Raw genomic sequence first — 15,627 nt, forward strand, 5'->3', positions numbered from 1 at the left:
TATGATCGCGCCGCGTCGCCGGACCTCCCTGGGCGACGGGATTCGAGTAGGTTCGACGACGTGCTGAGCAAGATCTTCACCTGGTGGAACGGCGCCACGATCGGCACCCTGTTCACCGTCGGCAAACGCGGCCAACTGGTCGGCACGGACGAGTTCGGCAACCGCTATTATCAGTCGCGCGATAGCGTCAGCTATGACGGCCGCCAGCGTCGCTGGGTCATCTATGACGGCTATGCCGAGGCGTCGAAGGTTCCGCCGGAATGGCAGGGTTGGCTGCGCTACACCTATGACGAGACCCCGGTCGAGAAGCCGCTGCCGCGCCGCGCCTGGGAAAAGGATCACCTGCCCAACCTGACCGGCACGCCGATGGCTTGGCGTCCGCAGGGTTCGCTGGCCAACGAAGGCAAGCGCCCCGCCGCCACCGGCGACTATCAGGCCTGGAGCCCGGAATGACCGCACGCCGCCTCCTGCTCGTCGGCGTGGCCGCAGCGGGACTGGCGGTCGCGGGCGCCGGCATGACCAGCGCCCTGATGGATCTGCCGCAGGACGCCGTGCCGGTTCAGGATCCGGTCGGCGATCTGCTGCGCGACACCAACCGCACGCCCTTGCAGAATCCGCAGGCCACGCCCCCTGCTCCTGCCACGACGCCGCAGGGCGCTACGCCATCGACGGCCGCTCCCGTGGCCGCGCCTGGCACGCCGGTCGTCGTGGTGACGCCTGAGGCTGAGATCGCCGCTGTTCAGGAAGATGTGCCGCCCGAGGCCGAAGCCGAGACGCCCAAGGCCGCTTCCGGGCCCGTCGTCACGCCTGGCCGTCGCCAACGTCGCCCGGTCGCCATCATTCACGCCATCGACAAGGTCACGGCCGAATCCATGCGATTCGAAGTCGAGGTCGGCGGTCGTCCGGTCCGCTTCAACAAGACCCTGATCTTCAGCGCCCGCGCCTGCGAGGTCTCGGCCTCGGACGAGCAGACCGAGGACGCCATCGCCTATCTGGAAGTCGGGGTTCAGCCGCGCGGCGTGGTCGTGCCGACCGAGGCGCGTCAGATCTTCAAGGGCTGGATGTTCGCCTCATCGCCCGGTGTTAGCGGTCTGCAACACCCAATCTACGACGCCTGGGTGATTGGCTGTAAGGCATAGTCCACGGCCTCTGCGCCTGTCATGGGTGCGGTCAGGAGGGACTTGTCCGGCGTCAGACGCAGCGCCGGCTTAAGCAACCGCAGGTAGGCCGCTTGCGGCGTCTCCACCGCACCGAACTGGCTCAGGTGCTCGGTCAGGAACTGGGCGTCCAGCAGGCTCCAGCCGCCTTTGCGCAGTCGCGCCACCAGATGCACCAGAGCGACCTTGGATGCGTCGCGCGCCCGGCTGAACATGCTCTCGCCGAAGAAGGCGCCGCCCAGCGTCACGCCATAGAGGCCGCCGACCAGAACCTCGTCCCGCCAGCACTCGATGCTGTGGGCGCAGCCGCGCAAATGCAGCTGCAGGTAGAGCGAGCGGATCGGGTCATTGATCCAGGTGTCCTCGCGACCCTCGGCGGACGCGGCGCAGGCGCTCAGGACGGCGTCGAAGGCCGTGTCGACGCGCACCTGAAACGGCTCGCCCCGAACAGTGCGACGCAGACGGCTGGGAATGTGAAAGCGATTGAGCGGGATGACGCCCCGCTGGTCCGGCTCGACCAGAAAGACACGCGGGTCGTCGCGCGCCTCCGCCATGGGAAAGACGCCGCGAGCGTAGCAGGCCAGCAACTCCTCGGGTCCGAAGACGCTGGAGGGGCTGCTGGCGCTGAACTCGGGTTCGTCCAAGAGGGGTTAGGCCTTGGCCTTCTGGGCGGCGGCCCACTTCTCCAGCCAGTGGATGTCGTAGTCGCCCGACAGGATGTCCGGCTCCTGCAGCAGCTTCTGGAACAGGGGGATGGTGGTGTCGATGCCGCCGATGACCATTTCGTTCAGGCTGCGCTTGAGGCGGGCCAGGGCCTCCTCGCGGTCGCGGCCGTGAACGATCAACTTGCCGATCAGGCTGTCGTAATAGGGCGGGATCGAATAGCCGGCGTAGATGGCGCTATCGAGACGCACGCCCAGGCCGCCCGGGGCGTGGAAGTCCGTGATCGTACCCGGCGACGGGGTGAAGGTCTCGGCGTTCTCGGCGTTCACCCGAACCTCGATGGCGTGACCTTCGAAGTGGATGTCCTCCTGGGTGAAGGACAGCGGCAGGCCCGCGGCGATGCGGATCTGTTCGCGGACCAGATCGACGCCCGTGATCATTTCCGTGACCGGGTGTTCGACCTGCAGGCGGGTGTTCATCTCGATGAAGAAGAACTCGCCGTCTTCCCACAGGAACTCGATGGTGCCGGCGCCCAGGTAGCCGATGGCGGCGATGGCCTTGTTGACCGTCTCGCCGATCTTCTTTCTGCCTTCAGCGGAAAGCGCGGGCGAGGGGGCCTCTTCCAGGACCTTCTGGTGGCGGCGCTGCAGCGAGCAGTCGCGTTCGCCCAGGTGGACGACGTTGCCGTGGCTGTCGGCGATCACCTGGATCTCGATGTGGCGCGGCTTCTGGAGGTAGCGCTCCATGTAGACGGCGCCGTTGCCGAAGGCGGCCTTGGCCTCGGTCTGGGCCGTCTGCACGGCCTCGACCAGGTCGTCGGGCGTCATGGCCACCTTCATGCCGCGACCGCCGCCGCCGGCGGCGGCCTTGACGATCAGGGGGAAGCCGATCGACTTGGACGCCTCGATGGCGGCCTCGACCGTCTCGACTTCGCCGTCAGAGCCGGGGACGACGGGGATGCCCGCGTCCTTGACCGTCTGCTTGGCGGTGATCTTGTCGCCCATGACGCGGATGTGGTCGGGCTTGGGACCGATGAAGGTCAGGCCGTGGGCCTCGATGATCTCGGCGAAGCGGGCGTTTTCCGACAGGAAGCCATAGCCCGGGTGGATCGCCTGGGCGCCGGTGATCTCCGCCGCCGCGATGATCTGCGGGATGTTCAGATAGGACTTGGCCGCCGGGGCCGGGCCGATGCAGACGCTTTCGTCGGCCAGCCGCACCCACATGGCGCCGCGGTCGGCTTCCGAGTGCACGGCGACGGTGGAGATGCCCATCTCCTTGCACGCCCGGTGGATGCGCAGGGCGATTTCGCCGCGGTTGGCGATCAGGACCTTGGTGAACATGGCTGGTCTCAGGCTTCCAGCAGAACCAGGGCTTCGCCGAACTCGACCGGCTGGGCGTCGCCGACCAGGATTTCCGACACGACGCCGTCGCGCGGGGCCTGGATCGGGTTCATGGTCTTCATGGCTTCGACGATCAGCAGGGTCTGGCCCTTCTTGACCTTGTCGCCCGGCTTCACGAACTGCGGGGCTTCCGGCGAGGGCTGCAGGTAGGCGGTGCCGACCATCGGCGACTTCACCTCTTCGCCCTTGCGCGAAACGATCGTGGCCGGGTCCGACGGCATCGAGGCCGGGGCGGCGGCGGCGACCGGCGCGGCGTGGGCGATCGGGGCCGGGGCGGCGGCGTACTGGATCGGGGCGGCGGCGACGGTGACTTCACGGGCGACGCGGATGCGCAGTTCGCCGCGCTCGACCTCGATCTCGGTCAGGTCGGTGTCGTTCAGGATGTCGGCCAGGCTGCGGATCAGGCCTGCGTCGATGGCGTCGTTCTTGTGCTTGTCGTCGGACATGGGGGTCTCTTCTACTTGATCTTCGTTCGGCGCGAGGGGGTCAGCCCTTGGCTCCGGCGCGGCGCGCCAGATCCAGAGCGGCCCGGACGGCCAGTTCGTAGCTGCGAGGGCCGAAGCCGGCGATGACGCCGGTCGCGGCCAGGGAAACATAGGAGTGATGCCGGAACGCCTCGCGCGCGGCGGGGTTCGACAGGTGGCACTCCACGACGGGGATGCTCAGCGTCTTCAGGGCGTCCAGCAGGGCCACCGAGGTATGGGTGAAGGCGGCCGGATTGATGACCAGGGCGTCGGCCTCGGACCGGGCTTCCTGAATCCAGTCGACCAGTTGGCCTTCGTGGTTTGATTGCTTGAACACCACGCGCGCGCCCTCGGCCGCCGCCTCGCACATGGCCTGAACATCGGCCAGGGTCTCATGGCCATAGATGTCCGGCTCCCGAACCCCGAGAAGGTTCAGGTTGGGCCCGTTCAGGACATACAGGGTCAGGGTTTCGGGCATTCGCTCGCAAAACAGGCGCGCCGTGTCCGCGCGGAATCGAGCGCGCGTTGTAGCTCAGGTGGCGCGCGGCGCAAAGCGGGTGGTTGAAAAGGATGACGTAAGGGCAGGAGCGGGCGACCGCCGTGGGTGGTTAGCGGACGTACCATGATCCGGCTTGAACCGCCGCGATGAGGTTGCCAACGGTCAGGCTGCGATAGGTTCGCTCGCCGCGCCATTCGCGAAAGGCTCGAAAGAGGTTTAGCCCGAAGTTATTTGTCACCTCGTTCGGTGCGTAATGTCTCAGGTCCATCAGGCTAAAGTCGGTGCCGAACGGCTCCCTAATCGAGTCTATGGCATCGCTCAAATCCTCACCGGCGAGACCCAGATCGTAATAGAGTTCCGTCGTTTCTGTGATTGCATCCCCTCGCATCGTGATGCGCTGCAGCGCGCTGATCACATGGTTGCGGATAGCCTCTCCTGATCGCGCGATGTTATCGGCCATCGCTTGAGTGAACGCCAAAGGGCGAATGTCTGCAACGGGTCGAAAGCAGACATAGGCTCGGGGATTTGATGTCTCTGGCCTGAACCCTCATTATTATGCGCGTCACTTGAGAGAGGCTAGGCCTCCGCACGCACCCTTGGAGCGAACAGTTTGCGTATCGAAGTCAACGGCGAGGGGCGGGACACCGCCGCCACGACCATTCTGGGCCTGGTTCAGGAGCTGTCGCTGGACCCCAAGAAGGTGGCGGTCGAGCGCAATCTGGAGATCGTGCCGCGCTCGCTGCACGGCGAGACGGCGCTGGCCGAGGGCGACAAGATCGAGCTGGTGCAGTTCGTGGGGGGCGGCTGAACGATCAAATCCGGCAACGCCGCTTCCCCCCGGCGCATGGCGGCGCTAGGTCAGGAGCATGACCGATACAGCCCCCCGCACCGACAGCTGGACCGTCGCCGGCCGCACCTTCAACTCGCGCCTGATCGTGGGCACCGGCAAGTACCGGGACTATGCACAGAATGCAGCGGCAGCTGAGGCCTCGGGCGCCGAGATCGTCACCGTGGCCGTGCGACGGGTGAACCTGACCGATCCGAACCAGCCGGTGCTGACGGACTTCATCGATCCCAAGAAATACACCTATCTGCCCAATACGGCGGGTTGCTTCACCGGCGAGGACGCGGTGCGGACCCTGCGCCTGGCGCGCGAGGCCGGCGGCTGGACCCTGGTGAAGCTGGAAGTCCTGTCGGACCAGCGCACCCTGTTCCCCGACATGGAAGAGACCCTGCGGTCGCTGAAGCTGCTGACCGCAGAGGGCTTCGAGGTCATGGTCTATTGCACCGACGATCCGGTCTATGCGCGCAAGCTGGAAGACGCCGGCGCGGTGGCCATCATGCCGCTGGGCGCGCCGATCGGCTCGGGCCTGGGCGTGCAGAACCCCATCAACATCCGCCTGATCGTCGAGCAGTCCAAGGTGCCGGTCCTGGTCGACGCGGGCGTGGGCACGGCCTCGGACGCCGCCATCGCCATGGAGCTGGGCTGCGATGGGGTGCTGATGAACACGGCCATCGCCGAAGCCCGCGATCCCATCCTGATGGCCAGCGCCATGAAGCACGCGGTCATCGCCGGTCGGGAATCCTATTTGGCCGGGCGTATGAAGAAGCGCCTCTACGCCGATCCGTCTTCGCCGCTGGCGGGCCTGATCTAGACCACGACGTAAGTCCGCGACCTTGGGGCCGCTTGCGGCCTAGCTGTCGGACGCGCACTCTCCCCGTGATTGAGGGAGTGGGACGATGCGTTTCGGATTGATGGCCTGCTCGGCCTTGGCGGCCTGCATGATCGGGCCGATGGCGGTGGCCGACGCGACGGCGGACAAGGCCGTGCGCGATCTGCTGGACCAGCCGCAGGTCTGCGGTCCCGGCGGTTCGGCCATCGAGGCGGTGCCGACCAATGATATCGTCATGGTCGAGGGCTTCGGAACCGGCGGCTTCAAGATCGACACGGCCAACCCCGAGGCCCAGGCCTGGTTCGACCACGGCGTGCGGCTGCGCTGGGCGTTCGAGCACACCGAATCGGTGCGCGCCTTCCGCAAGGCGCGGGCGCTGGATCCGTCGTGCGGCATGTGCGCCTGGGGCGAGGCCTGGGCCATCGGTCCCAACCTGAACGGCGGCGGTCAGGACAAGGCCTCCATAGACGCCGCCCGTCAGGCCGCCCGCGACGCCCGCCGACTGGCCCACGACGCGACGCCCGTGCAGCGCCAGATGATCGACGCCCTGATCCAGCGCTATTCCGGTTCGGAAAAGAGCCGCGCCGACCGCTTCGCCCAGCGCATGGACCGGATCGCGCGTCAAAACCCCGATGACGGCGCCATCGCCAACATCACCGCCGACGCCTGGCTGCTGGCCGCCGACGAATGGTGGGACGACGAGGGCAAGGCGGCCGATCCGGCCATCCCGCGCGCCATGGGCCTGCTGGAACAGGCGCTGGCCAAGGACCCGAACGATCCGGGCGCGATCCACCTCTATATCCATCTGACCGAATGGTCTGACGACCCGCACCAGGCCATCCCCTACGGCGAAAAGCTGGCGCTTCTGGCCCCGGCGGCCAGCCACCTGGTGCACATGCCGTCGCATACCTATTACCGCGTCGGCCGCTATCGCGATGCGATGGAGAGCAACGTCAACGCCGTGGCGCTGGACCGGCGCTATGACGCCTTGGCCAAGCCGCCGGGCGGGGTGCCGGCGATGCGGCTGCACGCCCACAACATCCACTTCGGCATGGGCGGCGCCCTGATGGCCGGGGGCGGCGAGGAGGGGCTGAAGCTCGCCGACTGGTTCCTAGCCACCTATCCGAACATCGGGACCCATGAATACTGGCGCCAGATCGTCGCCAACAACGCCTATGCCCTCTATGGCCGGTTCGGCGCGCCGGAACAGGTGGCGGCGCTGAAGGAGCCGCCGGCGACCCATCCTCTGCTGCGCATCAGCTGGCGCTATGCGCGGGGCGAGGCGGCCGCGAGGGCGGGCGCCGCCGCCGCCGTGCGGGCCGAGGCGGAGGCCATCAAGGCCCTGCGCGAAGCCACGCCCTTCACCGGGCCGATGGCGGAGCAGCGGGCGGTCTTCACCGAACTGTCCCAGCGCATTCTGGAAGGCCGGGCGGCCATGATCGAGGGCAATGCGAGCGCGGCCGTCGCCGCCTTCACCCGTGCCGCCCAGATTCAGGCCATGGACGACGAGGGCGGCGATCCGCCGATCATCTGGTATCCGACGCGCCGCAGTCTGGCGGCAGCGATGCTGGCCAGCGGCGACGCCGCCGGGGCCAAAGCCAAGATCGAGGAGCTGCTGAAAGACTGGCCCAGCGACCCCTACAGCTACTTCGTGCTGGCTGAGGCTGAGCGGAAGCTGGGGAACGCCGACGCCGCCGCCGAAGCGACCCGACGTTCGAACGTCGAGTGGATCGGCGGCGAACGGACGCTGGCGGCGGCCTAAACGTATCGAAGGTTAGGCGGAGGCTGGGGCATCCGCCGCTTGGTCCGCTGGTCTCGATGGCGCCTGTTCTTTGTGGTTGGCAGAGGGGCGCGATCCGCCCTTCGCTTCTTCGATCAGCTTGGCGACGGCGGCAGGCTCGATGCTGGCGCTGGCCTTGCCGTTGATGAAGAAGGTCGGGGTGCCCTGCAGGCCCAGGGTCGCCGCCGTGGTGTGGATGTCGGTGACGTGGCGGGTCATTTCGGGCGAGGCGATGGCGGCCTGGGCCTTGGTCATGTCGACGCCGTGCGCGGCCAGGATGGCGTCGATGGCCGCGCGGTCCAGGGCGCGCTCGGTCATCAGGGCGTCATAGACCTCCAGATACTTGCCCTGCTGATGCGCGGCCAGAGCGGCGCGGGCGGCGTATTGTGAGGTGACGTCGTCGCCACGGTCCAGGATCGGCCAGTCCTTGAACACGAAGCGGACGTCTGGGTGGGCGGCCATCAGGGCGCGGTAGTCGTGGGCGACGGCCTTGCAGCCCGGGCAGCGGAAGTCAAAGAACTCGATCACCGTCACCTTGGCGTCGGCGGGGCCGAAGCTGGGGTCGCGGGCGTCATGGGCCAATAGAGCCGGGTTTGCCTTGACGGCGGCGTTGATGGCCTGGACGCGGGATTGTTCTTCATTCGCCTGACGCGCGGCCAGGACCTCGTCCAGCACCTGCGGGTTCTCGATCAGATAGGCGCGGACGCGCCCGCCGAAATCACCGCCAGTCAGATAGGGTGCGACCGACACGCCCAGAGCCAGAACCGAGACGGCCAGAGCCGCGCCCGCCACGGTCTTGCCGGACAGAGACGACAGGATGCTGCCCTTCGGCGCAGGCGTTTGGGTCTGAGGGGCGTCGGGGCGGGCGTCGTTGGTCATTAAAGGTCTCGGTATCGGGAAAGGTGGGCGGGCGTCAGCCGTTGGGCAGGATGACGCCGCGACTGTTGCGCTGCTCGTTGCGGCGCTCCGCATCAGTGATGTCTTTTTCCGAGGCGCCCGACGACAAGACGATGTCGGTGGCGCGTCGCCATTCGATGGAGTTGCGGTCCAGCATGTCGCGAGCGCGCATGGCGAACTGGTTGGCCTGTTCGGTGCGGCCCAGGGCGAACCAGTATTCGGCCGAGGCCAGACGCGCTTCGCCTTCCTTGCCCTGGCTGGCGTAGGCCTGGCCCAGCAGGCGCCAGGCCAGGGTGTTATCCCTCTCCAACGCGACGGCGCGCTTCAGCTGATCGACTGCGGCGTCCAGATTGGCGGCGTCACTGGTTTCAATCAGGGCGTGGGCCAGGTTGATCTTCAGCAGGGGGGCGTCGGGCTTCAACTCGACCGCCTTCTGATGGGCGCCGATGGCCTCGGCCGGGCGGCCTTCCTCGAACAGGATCTGGCCCTTCAGTTCCCAGAAGTAGGGATTGGCGGGCTGCTCGATCAGCAGGTCGTCAACGGTGCCGAGGGCCTTGTCCGTCTGGCCGTCGCGATACCAGGCGATGGCGCGGGCGTAGCGGGCGGGCAGGGAGGTGTTGGACGATGGATAGTCGCGCAAGGTCGCGTTCGGCGTGTCCATGAAGGAGCGGATCTTGGCGACGACCAAGGCATGTTGGGCCATCCGCTCGGGGCTGTCCTGGTGATTGTAATGGGCGGCCGCTTCAACCGGGCGACGCAGGGATTCGATACGCTGCGATGACAGGGGGTGGCTGCGGAAATAGGGATAGCGGCGCTGGTCAGAGAAGACTTCCTGCGAGCGGAAGTTCTCGAAGAACTCGACCATGCCCTTGCCGGACTCGCCGGCGCGCTCCAGAGCGCGGGCGCCGGTGATGTCGGCCTCTCCTTCCTGGCTCTGCATATAGCGAAGGGCGCCAAGGGTGCCGAAATACTGGCTGGAGGCCAGCAGGGCTGCGCCGGCGTCCGGCGCGCCCGCGATCGCGGCCAGGGCGCCCAGGGCCATGGTCATGATCATGGGCTGCATGCCGGCGTTCTGGGCGCCGTCGCGCAAGGTGTGGCGGTTTTTGATGTGACCGGCCTCATGGGCGATCACGCCCAGAAGCTGGTTGGGGGTCTTGGTCTGCAGGATCAGGCCGGTGTTCAGGCCCATGATCCGCCCGCGCGTGGCGAAGGCGTTCAGGTCGTTGTCGTTGACCAGAAGGATCTCGACCTCGGTCGGGTCCAGCCCCATGGCGACGAAGACCGGTTCGGACCAGTCATGGATGATCCCTTCGATCTCGGTGTCGCGGATCAGACTCTGGGCCGAAGCTGATCCAGCCGCACCCAGCACCGCCACGATGGCCGTGGCGGTGGCAAGGATGCGGGATGCGACACGGGGAAGCCTGGTCATGGCGTGCTCCAGAGCGACAGTCTCCCCCGTGTCTTCAAGCCTAATCGTGTCCGATCAACGGCGCCACCAGCCGCGCTTCGGCTTCTCGGGCGGAGCGACGATCTGATTGGGATCTTCGGCGATCATGGCGGCCACGTCGACTTCCGGCGTCGGCGCGAGCGTCGGCTCGGCGACTGTGATCGGCGCAGGCGTCGGTTCAGCGGCCGGCTGGGGCGCGGGTTCAGGACTCAGGGCCTGCTCGATGGCGGCCTCGACCTTGGCGGCGAAGACCGGTTCCACGTCCAGTTGAGCGGGCACGACGACCGGCTCAGCCTCGGCCACGACTTCAGCCTCGGCCTCGGCAGGGGCTTCGATCACGGCTTCGGCGGCGACATCGGCGCTGACCTTGCGGCGGACGCGGCGACGCTTCGGCGCCTCGGCGGCTTCGGCGACGATTTCAGGCGCGTCAACCGCCGTTTCCTCGGTCGGGATGACCGTGGCGATGGGCGTGTCCGGCGAGCCGACGGGGGGCAGGCCTTCGTTGACCGCGCGGTCCTCGACCTTGGCTTCGTGCGGCAGGCCGCCACGGTCCCGACCACGACCGCGACCGCGACGACGACGCGAACGGCCGCCTTCACGTTCGGCGCGTTCGCCTTCCGGACGTTCGCTGGCGAGGGCTTCAACTTCACGAGCTTCCGAGACTTCGACCGGCGCGCGCTCGGCGCGCGGTGCGGGGTTGATCGGGTCGAACCAGACGTAGGGGTCTTCCAGCGACGGCGTGCGGCCGCGCACCCAGGTGAAGGCGTCGCGTTCGCCGTCCTCGCGCATCCGGCGACCGCCACGACGGCCGCGACGGCGGCGACGACCAGCATCTCCGTCTTCGTCCTCGCTGTCGGCGGAAACCGTATCGACCGAACCTTCGTCCAAGCCTTCCTCGTCACGGCGGCCGCCGCGACGGCGGCGACGGCGGCCGCGGCCGCGGCCTTCACCGTCGTGTTGCTCGGCGCGTTCACGGGCTTCGTCGTCGTCGCCGTCTTCGCGGTCCAGGTCGACGTCGTCCTCGTCATCGCTTTCGATGACTTCGTCGTCCTCGTCCTCGTCCTCATGGTCGAAGGCGCTGTCGTCGAAGCCGTCGTCCAGCTCGGCGGCCGAGATGTGGGTGACGACCGGGATGAAGTCCTCGTTGGTCGAGGTGCGCTCGATGGCGTGTTCGCCCTGGGCCAGGCTGTCGTCGATCTGGATGACCACGTTCAGCCCGCGCTGGTCCAGCAGGCGCTGCAGATAGCTGCGCTTGTGGTTCAGGATGTAGAGGGCGACGGCGGTCGAGACGCGCAGGTTGATCGAACCGGCGCCGTTGCGACCGGCCTCGATGTCCACGGCGCGCAGGGTGGTCAGGGCGGCGCTTTCCGCCGAACGGATGCGACCGGCCCCCTGGCAGCAGGCGCAGACCTCGGTGGCGCCTTCGATCACGCCGAGGCGGCGACGCTGGCGGCTGATCTCCATCAGGCCGAAGCCCGAGATGCGGCCCATCTGGATGCGGGCGCGATCCTTGGCCAGGGCGTCCTTCAGGGCCTTCTCGACGGCGCGGTTGTTCTTGCCTTCATCCATGTCGATGAAGTCGATGACGATCAGGCCGGCCAGGTCGCGCAGACGCAGCTGGCGAGCGGCCTCGACGGCGGCTTCCAGGTTGGTCTTGGTGGCGGTGGCCTCGACATTACGCTCCTTGGTGGAGCGGCCCGAGTTGACGTCGATGGCGACCAGGGCCTCGGTCTGGTTGATCACCAGATAGCCGCCCGACTTCAGCGGCACGACCGGCTGGTGAATCTGGGTCAGCACCTCTTCGATGCCGTTGGCCGCGAACAGGGGCTTGGAGCCTTGATAGAGGTGAATCTTCTTGGCCTGCGACGGCATCAGCACGCGCATGAAGTCACGGGCTTCCTTGAAGCCTTCCAGGCCCTCGACCTGAATGCCGTCGAAGTCCTTGTCGTACATGTCGCGCACGGCGCGACGGACCAGGTTTTCCTCTTCATAGATGACGGCCGGGGCGTTCGACTTCAAAGTCGTCTCGCGGATCGTCTCCCACAGGCGCAGCAGGTATTCATAGTCGCGCTTGATCTCGGCGCGGGTGCGCTTGGCGCCGGCCGTGCGGATGATCAGGCCCATGCCCTTGGGCACCTTAAGGGCCGCGGCGGCGGACTTCAGGCGGCGACGGTCCGAGGTGTTGGTGATCTTGCGCGAAATGCCGCCGCCCTTGCCGGTGTTCGGCATCAGGACGCAGTAGCGGCCGGCCAGCGACAGCCAGGTGGTCAGGGCCGCGCCCTTGGCGCCGCGCTCGTCCTTGACGACCTGCACCAGCAGGATCTGGCGGCGCTTGATGACGTCCTGGATCTTGTAGCGACGCATCAGGCGACGCTTCAGGCGCTCCTCGTCGGCCAGACCGCCTTCGGACTCGTCGTCGCCTTCACGGCCCAGATCGTCGTGATCGTCGTCGTCGGCGTTCGCTTCGGCCATGATGGCTTCGCGGTCGGCGACCGGGATCTGATAGTAGTCGGGGTGGATCTCGTTGAAGGCCAGGAAGCCGTGACGATTGCCGCCGTACTCGATAAAGGCCGCCTGGAGGCTGGGCTCTACGCGAGTGACCTTGGCGAGATAGATGTTGCCGCGAAGCTGGCGGCGGGCCGTGGATTCGAAATCGAATTCCTCAACCTGGCGTCCGTCCACGATGGCGACGCGGGTTTCTTCCGCGTGCGCCGCATCGATCAGCATTGTCTTTGACATCAAAAGTCTCTCTCTGGCGCGCCAGGCCGGGCCCTGCGGATACATCCGCGGACAAGGGGGCGGCTCGCCGAATGGAAATGGGGGCCAGGGCGCGCGTCATCCCCTCGCGAATGGCGAGAGCGGCATCAAATTGCCGGTCGGGAGCGCAGGCGGGTCGGCCCATGAGGTTCTGTCGGTCCTGGATCCGAACGCGCCGTTCAAGGCCGCGTCCCGGACCCGTTCTTCGAATCGTCGGCCAGGCCGGGCGATCCTCGGAATGAGGTGAAAGTCAGCGCCGCGAGGAGGGCGCGCCCGGCTCTGCAGGAAATACAGAGGGCGCGATCATTCGCTTGCGGACCAGATCATAGGCATATGTAGCGGAAAATAAAAGAACCACCGCCGTTACAGGTCTTAACGAAATCCTTAATCGCTCGGTGCATGCTGCCATCCGAACCAGAAGGGTGAAGTCCGTCCATGTATGGCCGGTGGCGTGACAATCTGGCCCGTTGGGGCGTGCGCGAATGGGCGATGACGGGCTTGGCCTTCGTCGTGATCTGCGGCGTCGTGCTGACGGCTGGGCGCGGCCTGGCCTTTGGACCGGACGGTCAGATTTCCGGCATCCGCTTCGGCGGCGACGCTCAGCGCACGCGGGTGGTGCTGGACCTGGGCAAGACCACGCGCGGACAGGTGATCGAGGACGGCACGACCGGGCGGGTGATCGTCGCCCTGTCGGACGTGGCGCCGGGCCGGGGTCTGGACGGCAACGGCTCCGGCCTCGTCCGCGGCTATGAGGTCGCGTCGGCCGGCACGTCGTCGCGCATCCGGCTGGACCTGGCGCGGGGCGCCGAGATCGAGCGCCGCTTCTTGCTGCCGCCTGGCGACGGGGTCCAGCACTATCGTTATGTCATCGACCTGAAGGCCACAGGCGCCGCCGCTGCGGTCGCCGCCAGCACGCCGCCGCGCCGCGAGCAGGCGCGCAAGGAAAAGCCGCTTATCGTTATCGACGCAGGCCACGGAGGCCGCGATCCGGGCGCCCAGGGCGTTCATGCTCAGGAAAAGGCCGTCACCCTGGCCGCCGCGCGTGAACTGAAGGCCGCGATCGAGCGCACCGGCCGCTATCGCGTACGCCTGACCCGCGACAGCGACGTCTATGTCATCCACGGCCGCCGGGTGCAGATCGCCCGCGACGCCGGGGCCGACCTCTTTATTTCTCTGCACGCCGACGCCGGGACCGATCCGGCCCTGCGCGGGGCGAGCGTCTACACCCTGTCGGAACAGGGAGCAGGCCGTGCGGTACGCGAGTACACGCGTGGCGACGACTGGCAGCGCGACCTGCGCCTGCCGGGCCGCGACCCCTCGGTCGACCGCATCCTGCTGGACATGACCCAGCGCGCCACCCAGAACCGCTCGGCCCAGTTCGCGCGGGTCCTGCTGACCCATCTGGAGGGCGACAATCATCCGCTGCTGCGTCGCAGCCACCGCGACGCCGGTCTGGCCGTCCTGCTGGCGCCCGACGTTCCGGCCATCCTGCTGGAGATGGGTTTCATCACCAATCCGGAGGACGAGCGCGTCCTGACCGACGAGCGTGCGCGTCGCCGCCTGATGCGCTCGGTCGCCGAGGGCATCGACCGCTACTTCCGCGAACCCTCGGCGCCGGTGATGGTGGCCGGCGATGTCACGGGCGGCGGCTGACCTAGTCGTCCAGCGCCAGCTTGGCGCGGTGGAAGATCTCCTCAAACATTTCCGGCGTCAGGCGCCCCGTGTTCGTGTTCAGCCGCGAGCAGTGATAGCTGTTGATGATGGTGTAGCCGCCGACCTTGCCCTCGACGCCATGTCCGGCGGGGATGGCCGTGCCGGGGTAGCCGAGCGTCCGCAGGATGCTGCGCCGGGACACGTCGCCCAGGGTCACGATGACCTTGAGCCGGGGCAGGGCGGCCAGCCGATCGATCAGGAAGGGGCGGCAAGTGTTTTCCTCATCGCCCGTCGGCTTGTTCAGCGGCGGAGCGCAGCGCACCGCGTTCGTGATCATGCAGTCGACCAGCGTCAGGTCGTCGTTTCCGTCGGGGTCGTAGGTCCCCTGTGCGAAGCCGGCTTTCCTCAGGGTGTCGAACAGCAGCCAGCCGGCATGGTCGCCGGTGAAGGGGCGGCCGGTGCGGTTCGCGCCCATTCGCCCAGGCGCAAGGCCAGCCACCAGCAGTCGTGCGTTCGGGTCACCGAAGGAAGGCGCGGGGCCGTTCCACCAGTCCGGGTTCTGGCGGATGTTCTCCTGACGATAGGCGACCAGGCGCGGGCACAGGGGGCAGTCGCGCGCAGGTTCGGGGTTCAGGGGGCGGCTCATGAACGGTCGTTCCGGTCGAGAGTGCGGGCGACGCCTTGATTCATGGTGGTCTTGGGCTTGCTGAAGTGGGTCATGACGTCGGCCAGTTCGACGAAAGCGTCGGCCTGACGCCGCAATTCGTCGGCGATCTGGGGTGGCTGGGTCCTGGTGGTCGAGACGACGGTGACGCGCACGCCTTTCGCCTGAACAGCCTGCACCAGTCGGCGGAAGTCGCCGTCGCCCGAGAACAGGATCATGTGATCCAGCCGCGGCGCCAGCTCCAGCATGTCGACCGCGATCTCGATGTCCATATTGCCCTTGATGCGCGACTGACCCTGGGCGTCGGTGAAGCGTTTGACCGGCTTGGTCACGACGGTGAAGCCGTTGTAGTCGAGCCAATCGACCAGCGGACGGACCGGCGAGAACTCTTCGCCCTCGACCACCGCCGTGTAATAATAGGCCCGCACCAGCTGGCCCTTCTGGCCGAACCAGTCGGACAGCTTTCTGAAGTCGAGATCGACGTTGAGCGCGCGGGCCGCGGAATAGAGGTTGGCGCCGTCGATGAACAAGGCGATGCGGTCGCCCGTATGGCCGGTCATGAATATGAGTCCG

The 15,627-nt window shown here is 67.3% G+C and carries 16 protein-coding genes; 6 read left to right on the forward strand and 10 right to left on the reverse strand.

Going from position 1 to position 15,627, the window contains the following annotated elements:
• Positions 1-60: 60 nt before the first annotated feature.
• Positions 61-453, forward strand: coding sequence for an NADH:ubiquinone oxidoreductase subunit NDUFA12 (locus B3K53_RS02780; protein ID WP_292082563.1), 393 nt, complete (start codon positions 61-63; stop codon positions 451-453).
• Entirely contained in the window at positions 450-1,139 is a 690-nt protein-coding gene (locus B3K53_RS02785; RefSeq protein ID WP_292082565.1) for a DUF2155 domain-containing protein, read from the forward strand. The genes B3K53_RS02780 and B3K53_RS02785 overlap by 4 nt, the downstream gene beginning before the upstream one ends.
• Here B3K53_RS02785 and aat read toward each other — a convergent pair.
• The 5 genes from aat to B3K53_RS02810 form a co-directional block, all read right to left on the reverse strand.
• Complete coding sequence (gene aat / locus B3K53_RS02790) at positions 1,106-1,801, reverse strand: leucyl/phenylalanyl-tRNA--protein transferase (RefSeq protein ID WP_292082566.1); 696 nt, start codon at positions 1,799-1,801, stop codon at positions 1,106-1,108. The genes B3K53_RS02785 and aat overlap by 34 nt on opposite strands.
• 6 nt (positions 1,802-1,807) lie before the next feature.
• Positions 1,808-3,160 (reverse strand): acetyl-CoA carboxylase biotin carboxylase subunit, encoded by a 1,353-nt coding sequence (gene accC / locus B3K53_RS02795; RefSeq protein WP_292082567.1) that lies wholly within the window; start codon positions 3,158-3,160, stop codon positions 1,808-1,810.
• A gap of 8 nt (positions 3,161-3,168) precedes the next feature.
• Positions 3,169-3,666: an acetyl-CoA carboxylase biotin carboxyl carrier protein gene (gene accB / locus B3K53_RS02800; RefSeq protein WP_292082568.1), complete on the reverse strand. Its 498-nt coding sequence runs from the start codon at positions 3,664-3,666 to the stop codon at positions 3,169-3,171.
• A 40-nt stretch (positions 3,667-3,706) separates the two neighbouring features.
• Positions 3,707-4,162 (reverse strand): type II 3-dehydroquinate dehydratase, encoded by a 456-nt coding sequence (gene aroQ, locus B3K53_RS02805; RefSeq protein WP_292082569.1) that lies wholly within the window; start codon positions 4,160-4,162, stop codon positions 3,707-3,709.
• Between the two features lie 130 nt (positions 4,163-4,292).
• The gene (locus tag B3K53_RS02810) at positions 4,293-4,643 is read right to left on the reverse strand and encodes a DUF1493 family protein (RefSeq protein WP_292082570.1); all 351 of its coding nucleotides are present in this window, start codon (positions 4,641-4,643) and stop codon (positions 4,293-4,295) included.
• Between the two features lie 150 nt (positions 4,644-4,793).
• On the opposite strand from B3K53_RS02810, the gene thiS reads away from it, so the two are divergent.
• From thiS to B3K53_RS02825, 3 genes are all read left to right on the forward strand, one after another.
• Positions 4,794-4,991 carry a sulfur carrier protein ThiS gene (thiS, locus tag B3K53_RS02815; RefSeq protein WP_292082571.1) on the forward strand — a complete coding sequence of 66 codons (198 nt, stop codon included), beginning with the start codon at positions 4,794-4,796 and terminating at the stop codon, positions 4,989-4,991.
• Positions 4,992-5,049: 58 nt separating this feature from the next.
• On the forward strand, positions 5,050-5,838 hold the full coding sequence (locus B3K53_RS02820) for a thiazole synthase (protein WP_292034120.1): 789 nt from the start codon (positions 5,050-5,052) through the stop codon (positions 5,836-5,838).
• Positions 5,839-5,923: 85 nt separating this feature from the next.
• The gene (locus B3K53_RS02825; protein ID WP_292082572.1) at positions 5,924-7,618 is read left to right on the forward strand and encodes a tetratricopeptide repeat protein; all 1,695 of its coding nucleotides are present in this window, start codon (positions 5,924-5,926) and stop codon (positions 7,616-7,618) included.
• Between the two features lie 12 nt (positions 7,619-7,630).
• On the opposite strand, the gene B3K53_RS02830 is transcribed toward B3K53_RS02825, so the two are convergent.
• The 3 genes from B3K53_RS02830 to B3K53_RS02840 are packed head-to-tail and all read right to left on the reverse strand — an operon-like array spanning position 7,631 to position 12,719.
• Positions 7,631-8,515, reverse strand: coding sequence for a thioredoxin domain-containing protein (locus B3K53_RS02830; protein ID WP_292082573.1), 885 nt, complete (start codon positions 8,513-8,515; stop codon positions 7,631-7,633).
• A 34-nt stretch (positions 8,516-8,549) separates the two neighbouring features.
• On the reverse strand, positions 8,550-9,962 hold the full coding sequence (locus tag B3K53_RS02835; RefSeq protein ID WP_292082575.1) for a M48 family metalloprotease: 1,413 nt from the start codon (positions 9,960-9,962) through the stop codon (positions 8,550-8,552).
• A gap of 54 nt (positions 9,963-10,016) precedes the next feature.
• Positions 10,017-12,719, reverse strand: a complete 2,703-nt coding sequence (locus tag B3K53_RS02840) for an Rne/Rng family ribonuclease (RefSeq protein WP_292082576.1) — start codon at positions 12,717-12,719, stop codon at positions 10,017-10,019.
• 453 nt (positions 12,720-13,172) lie between these two features.
• Between B3K53_RS02840 and B3K53_RS02845 the strand changes: the two genes are divergently transcribed.
• Positions 13,173-14,390 (forward strand): N-acetylmuramoyl-L-alanine amidase, encoded by a 1,218-nt coding sequence (locus B3K53_RS02845; RefSeq protein ID WP_292082577.1) that lies wholly within the window; start codon positions 13,173-13,175, stop codon positions 14,388-14,390.
• A gap of 1 nt (position 14,391) precedes the next feature.
• Here B3K53_RS02845 and B3K53_RS02850 read toward each other — a convergent pair whose 3' ends face one another.
• Entirely contained in the window at positions 14,392-15,036 is a 645-nt protein-coding gene (locus B3K53_RS02850) for a uracil-DNA glycosylase (RefSeq protein WP_292082578.1), read from the reverse strand.
• On the reverse strand, positions 15,033-15,614 hold the full coding sequence (locus B3K53_RS02855) for an NYN domain-containing protein (protein WP_292082579.1): 582 nt from the start codon (positions 15,612-15,614) through the stop codon (positions 15,033-15,035). Before B3K53_RS02855 ends, B3K53_RS02850 begins: the two co-directional genes overlap by 4 nt.
• Positions 15,615-15,627: the final 13 nt, after the last annotated feature.

The sequence above is a fragment of the Brevundimonas sp. UBA7506 genome (assembly GCF_002479495.1).
Taxonomy (GTDB): Bacteria; Pseudomonadota; Alphaproteobacteria; order Caulobacterales; family Caulobacteraceae; genus Brevundimonas.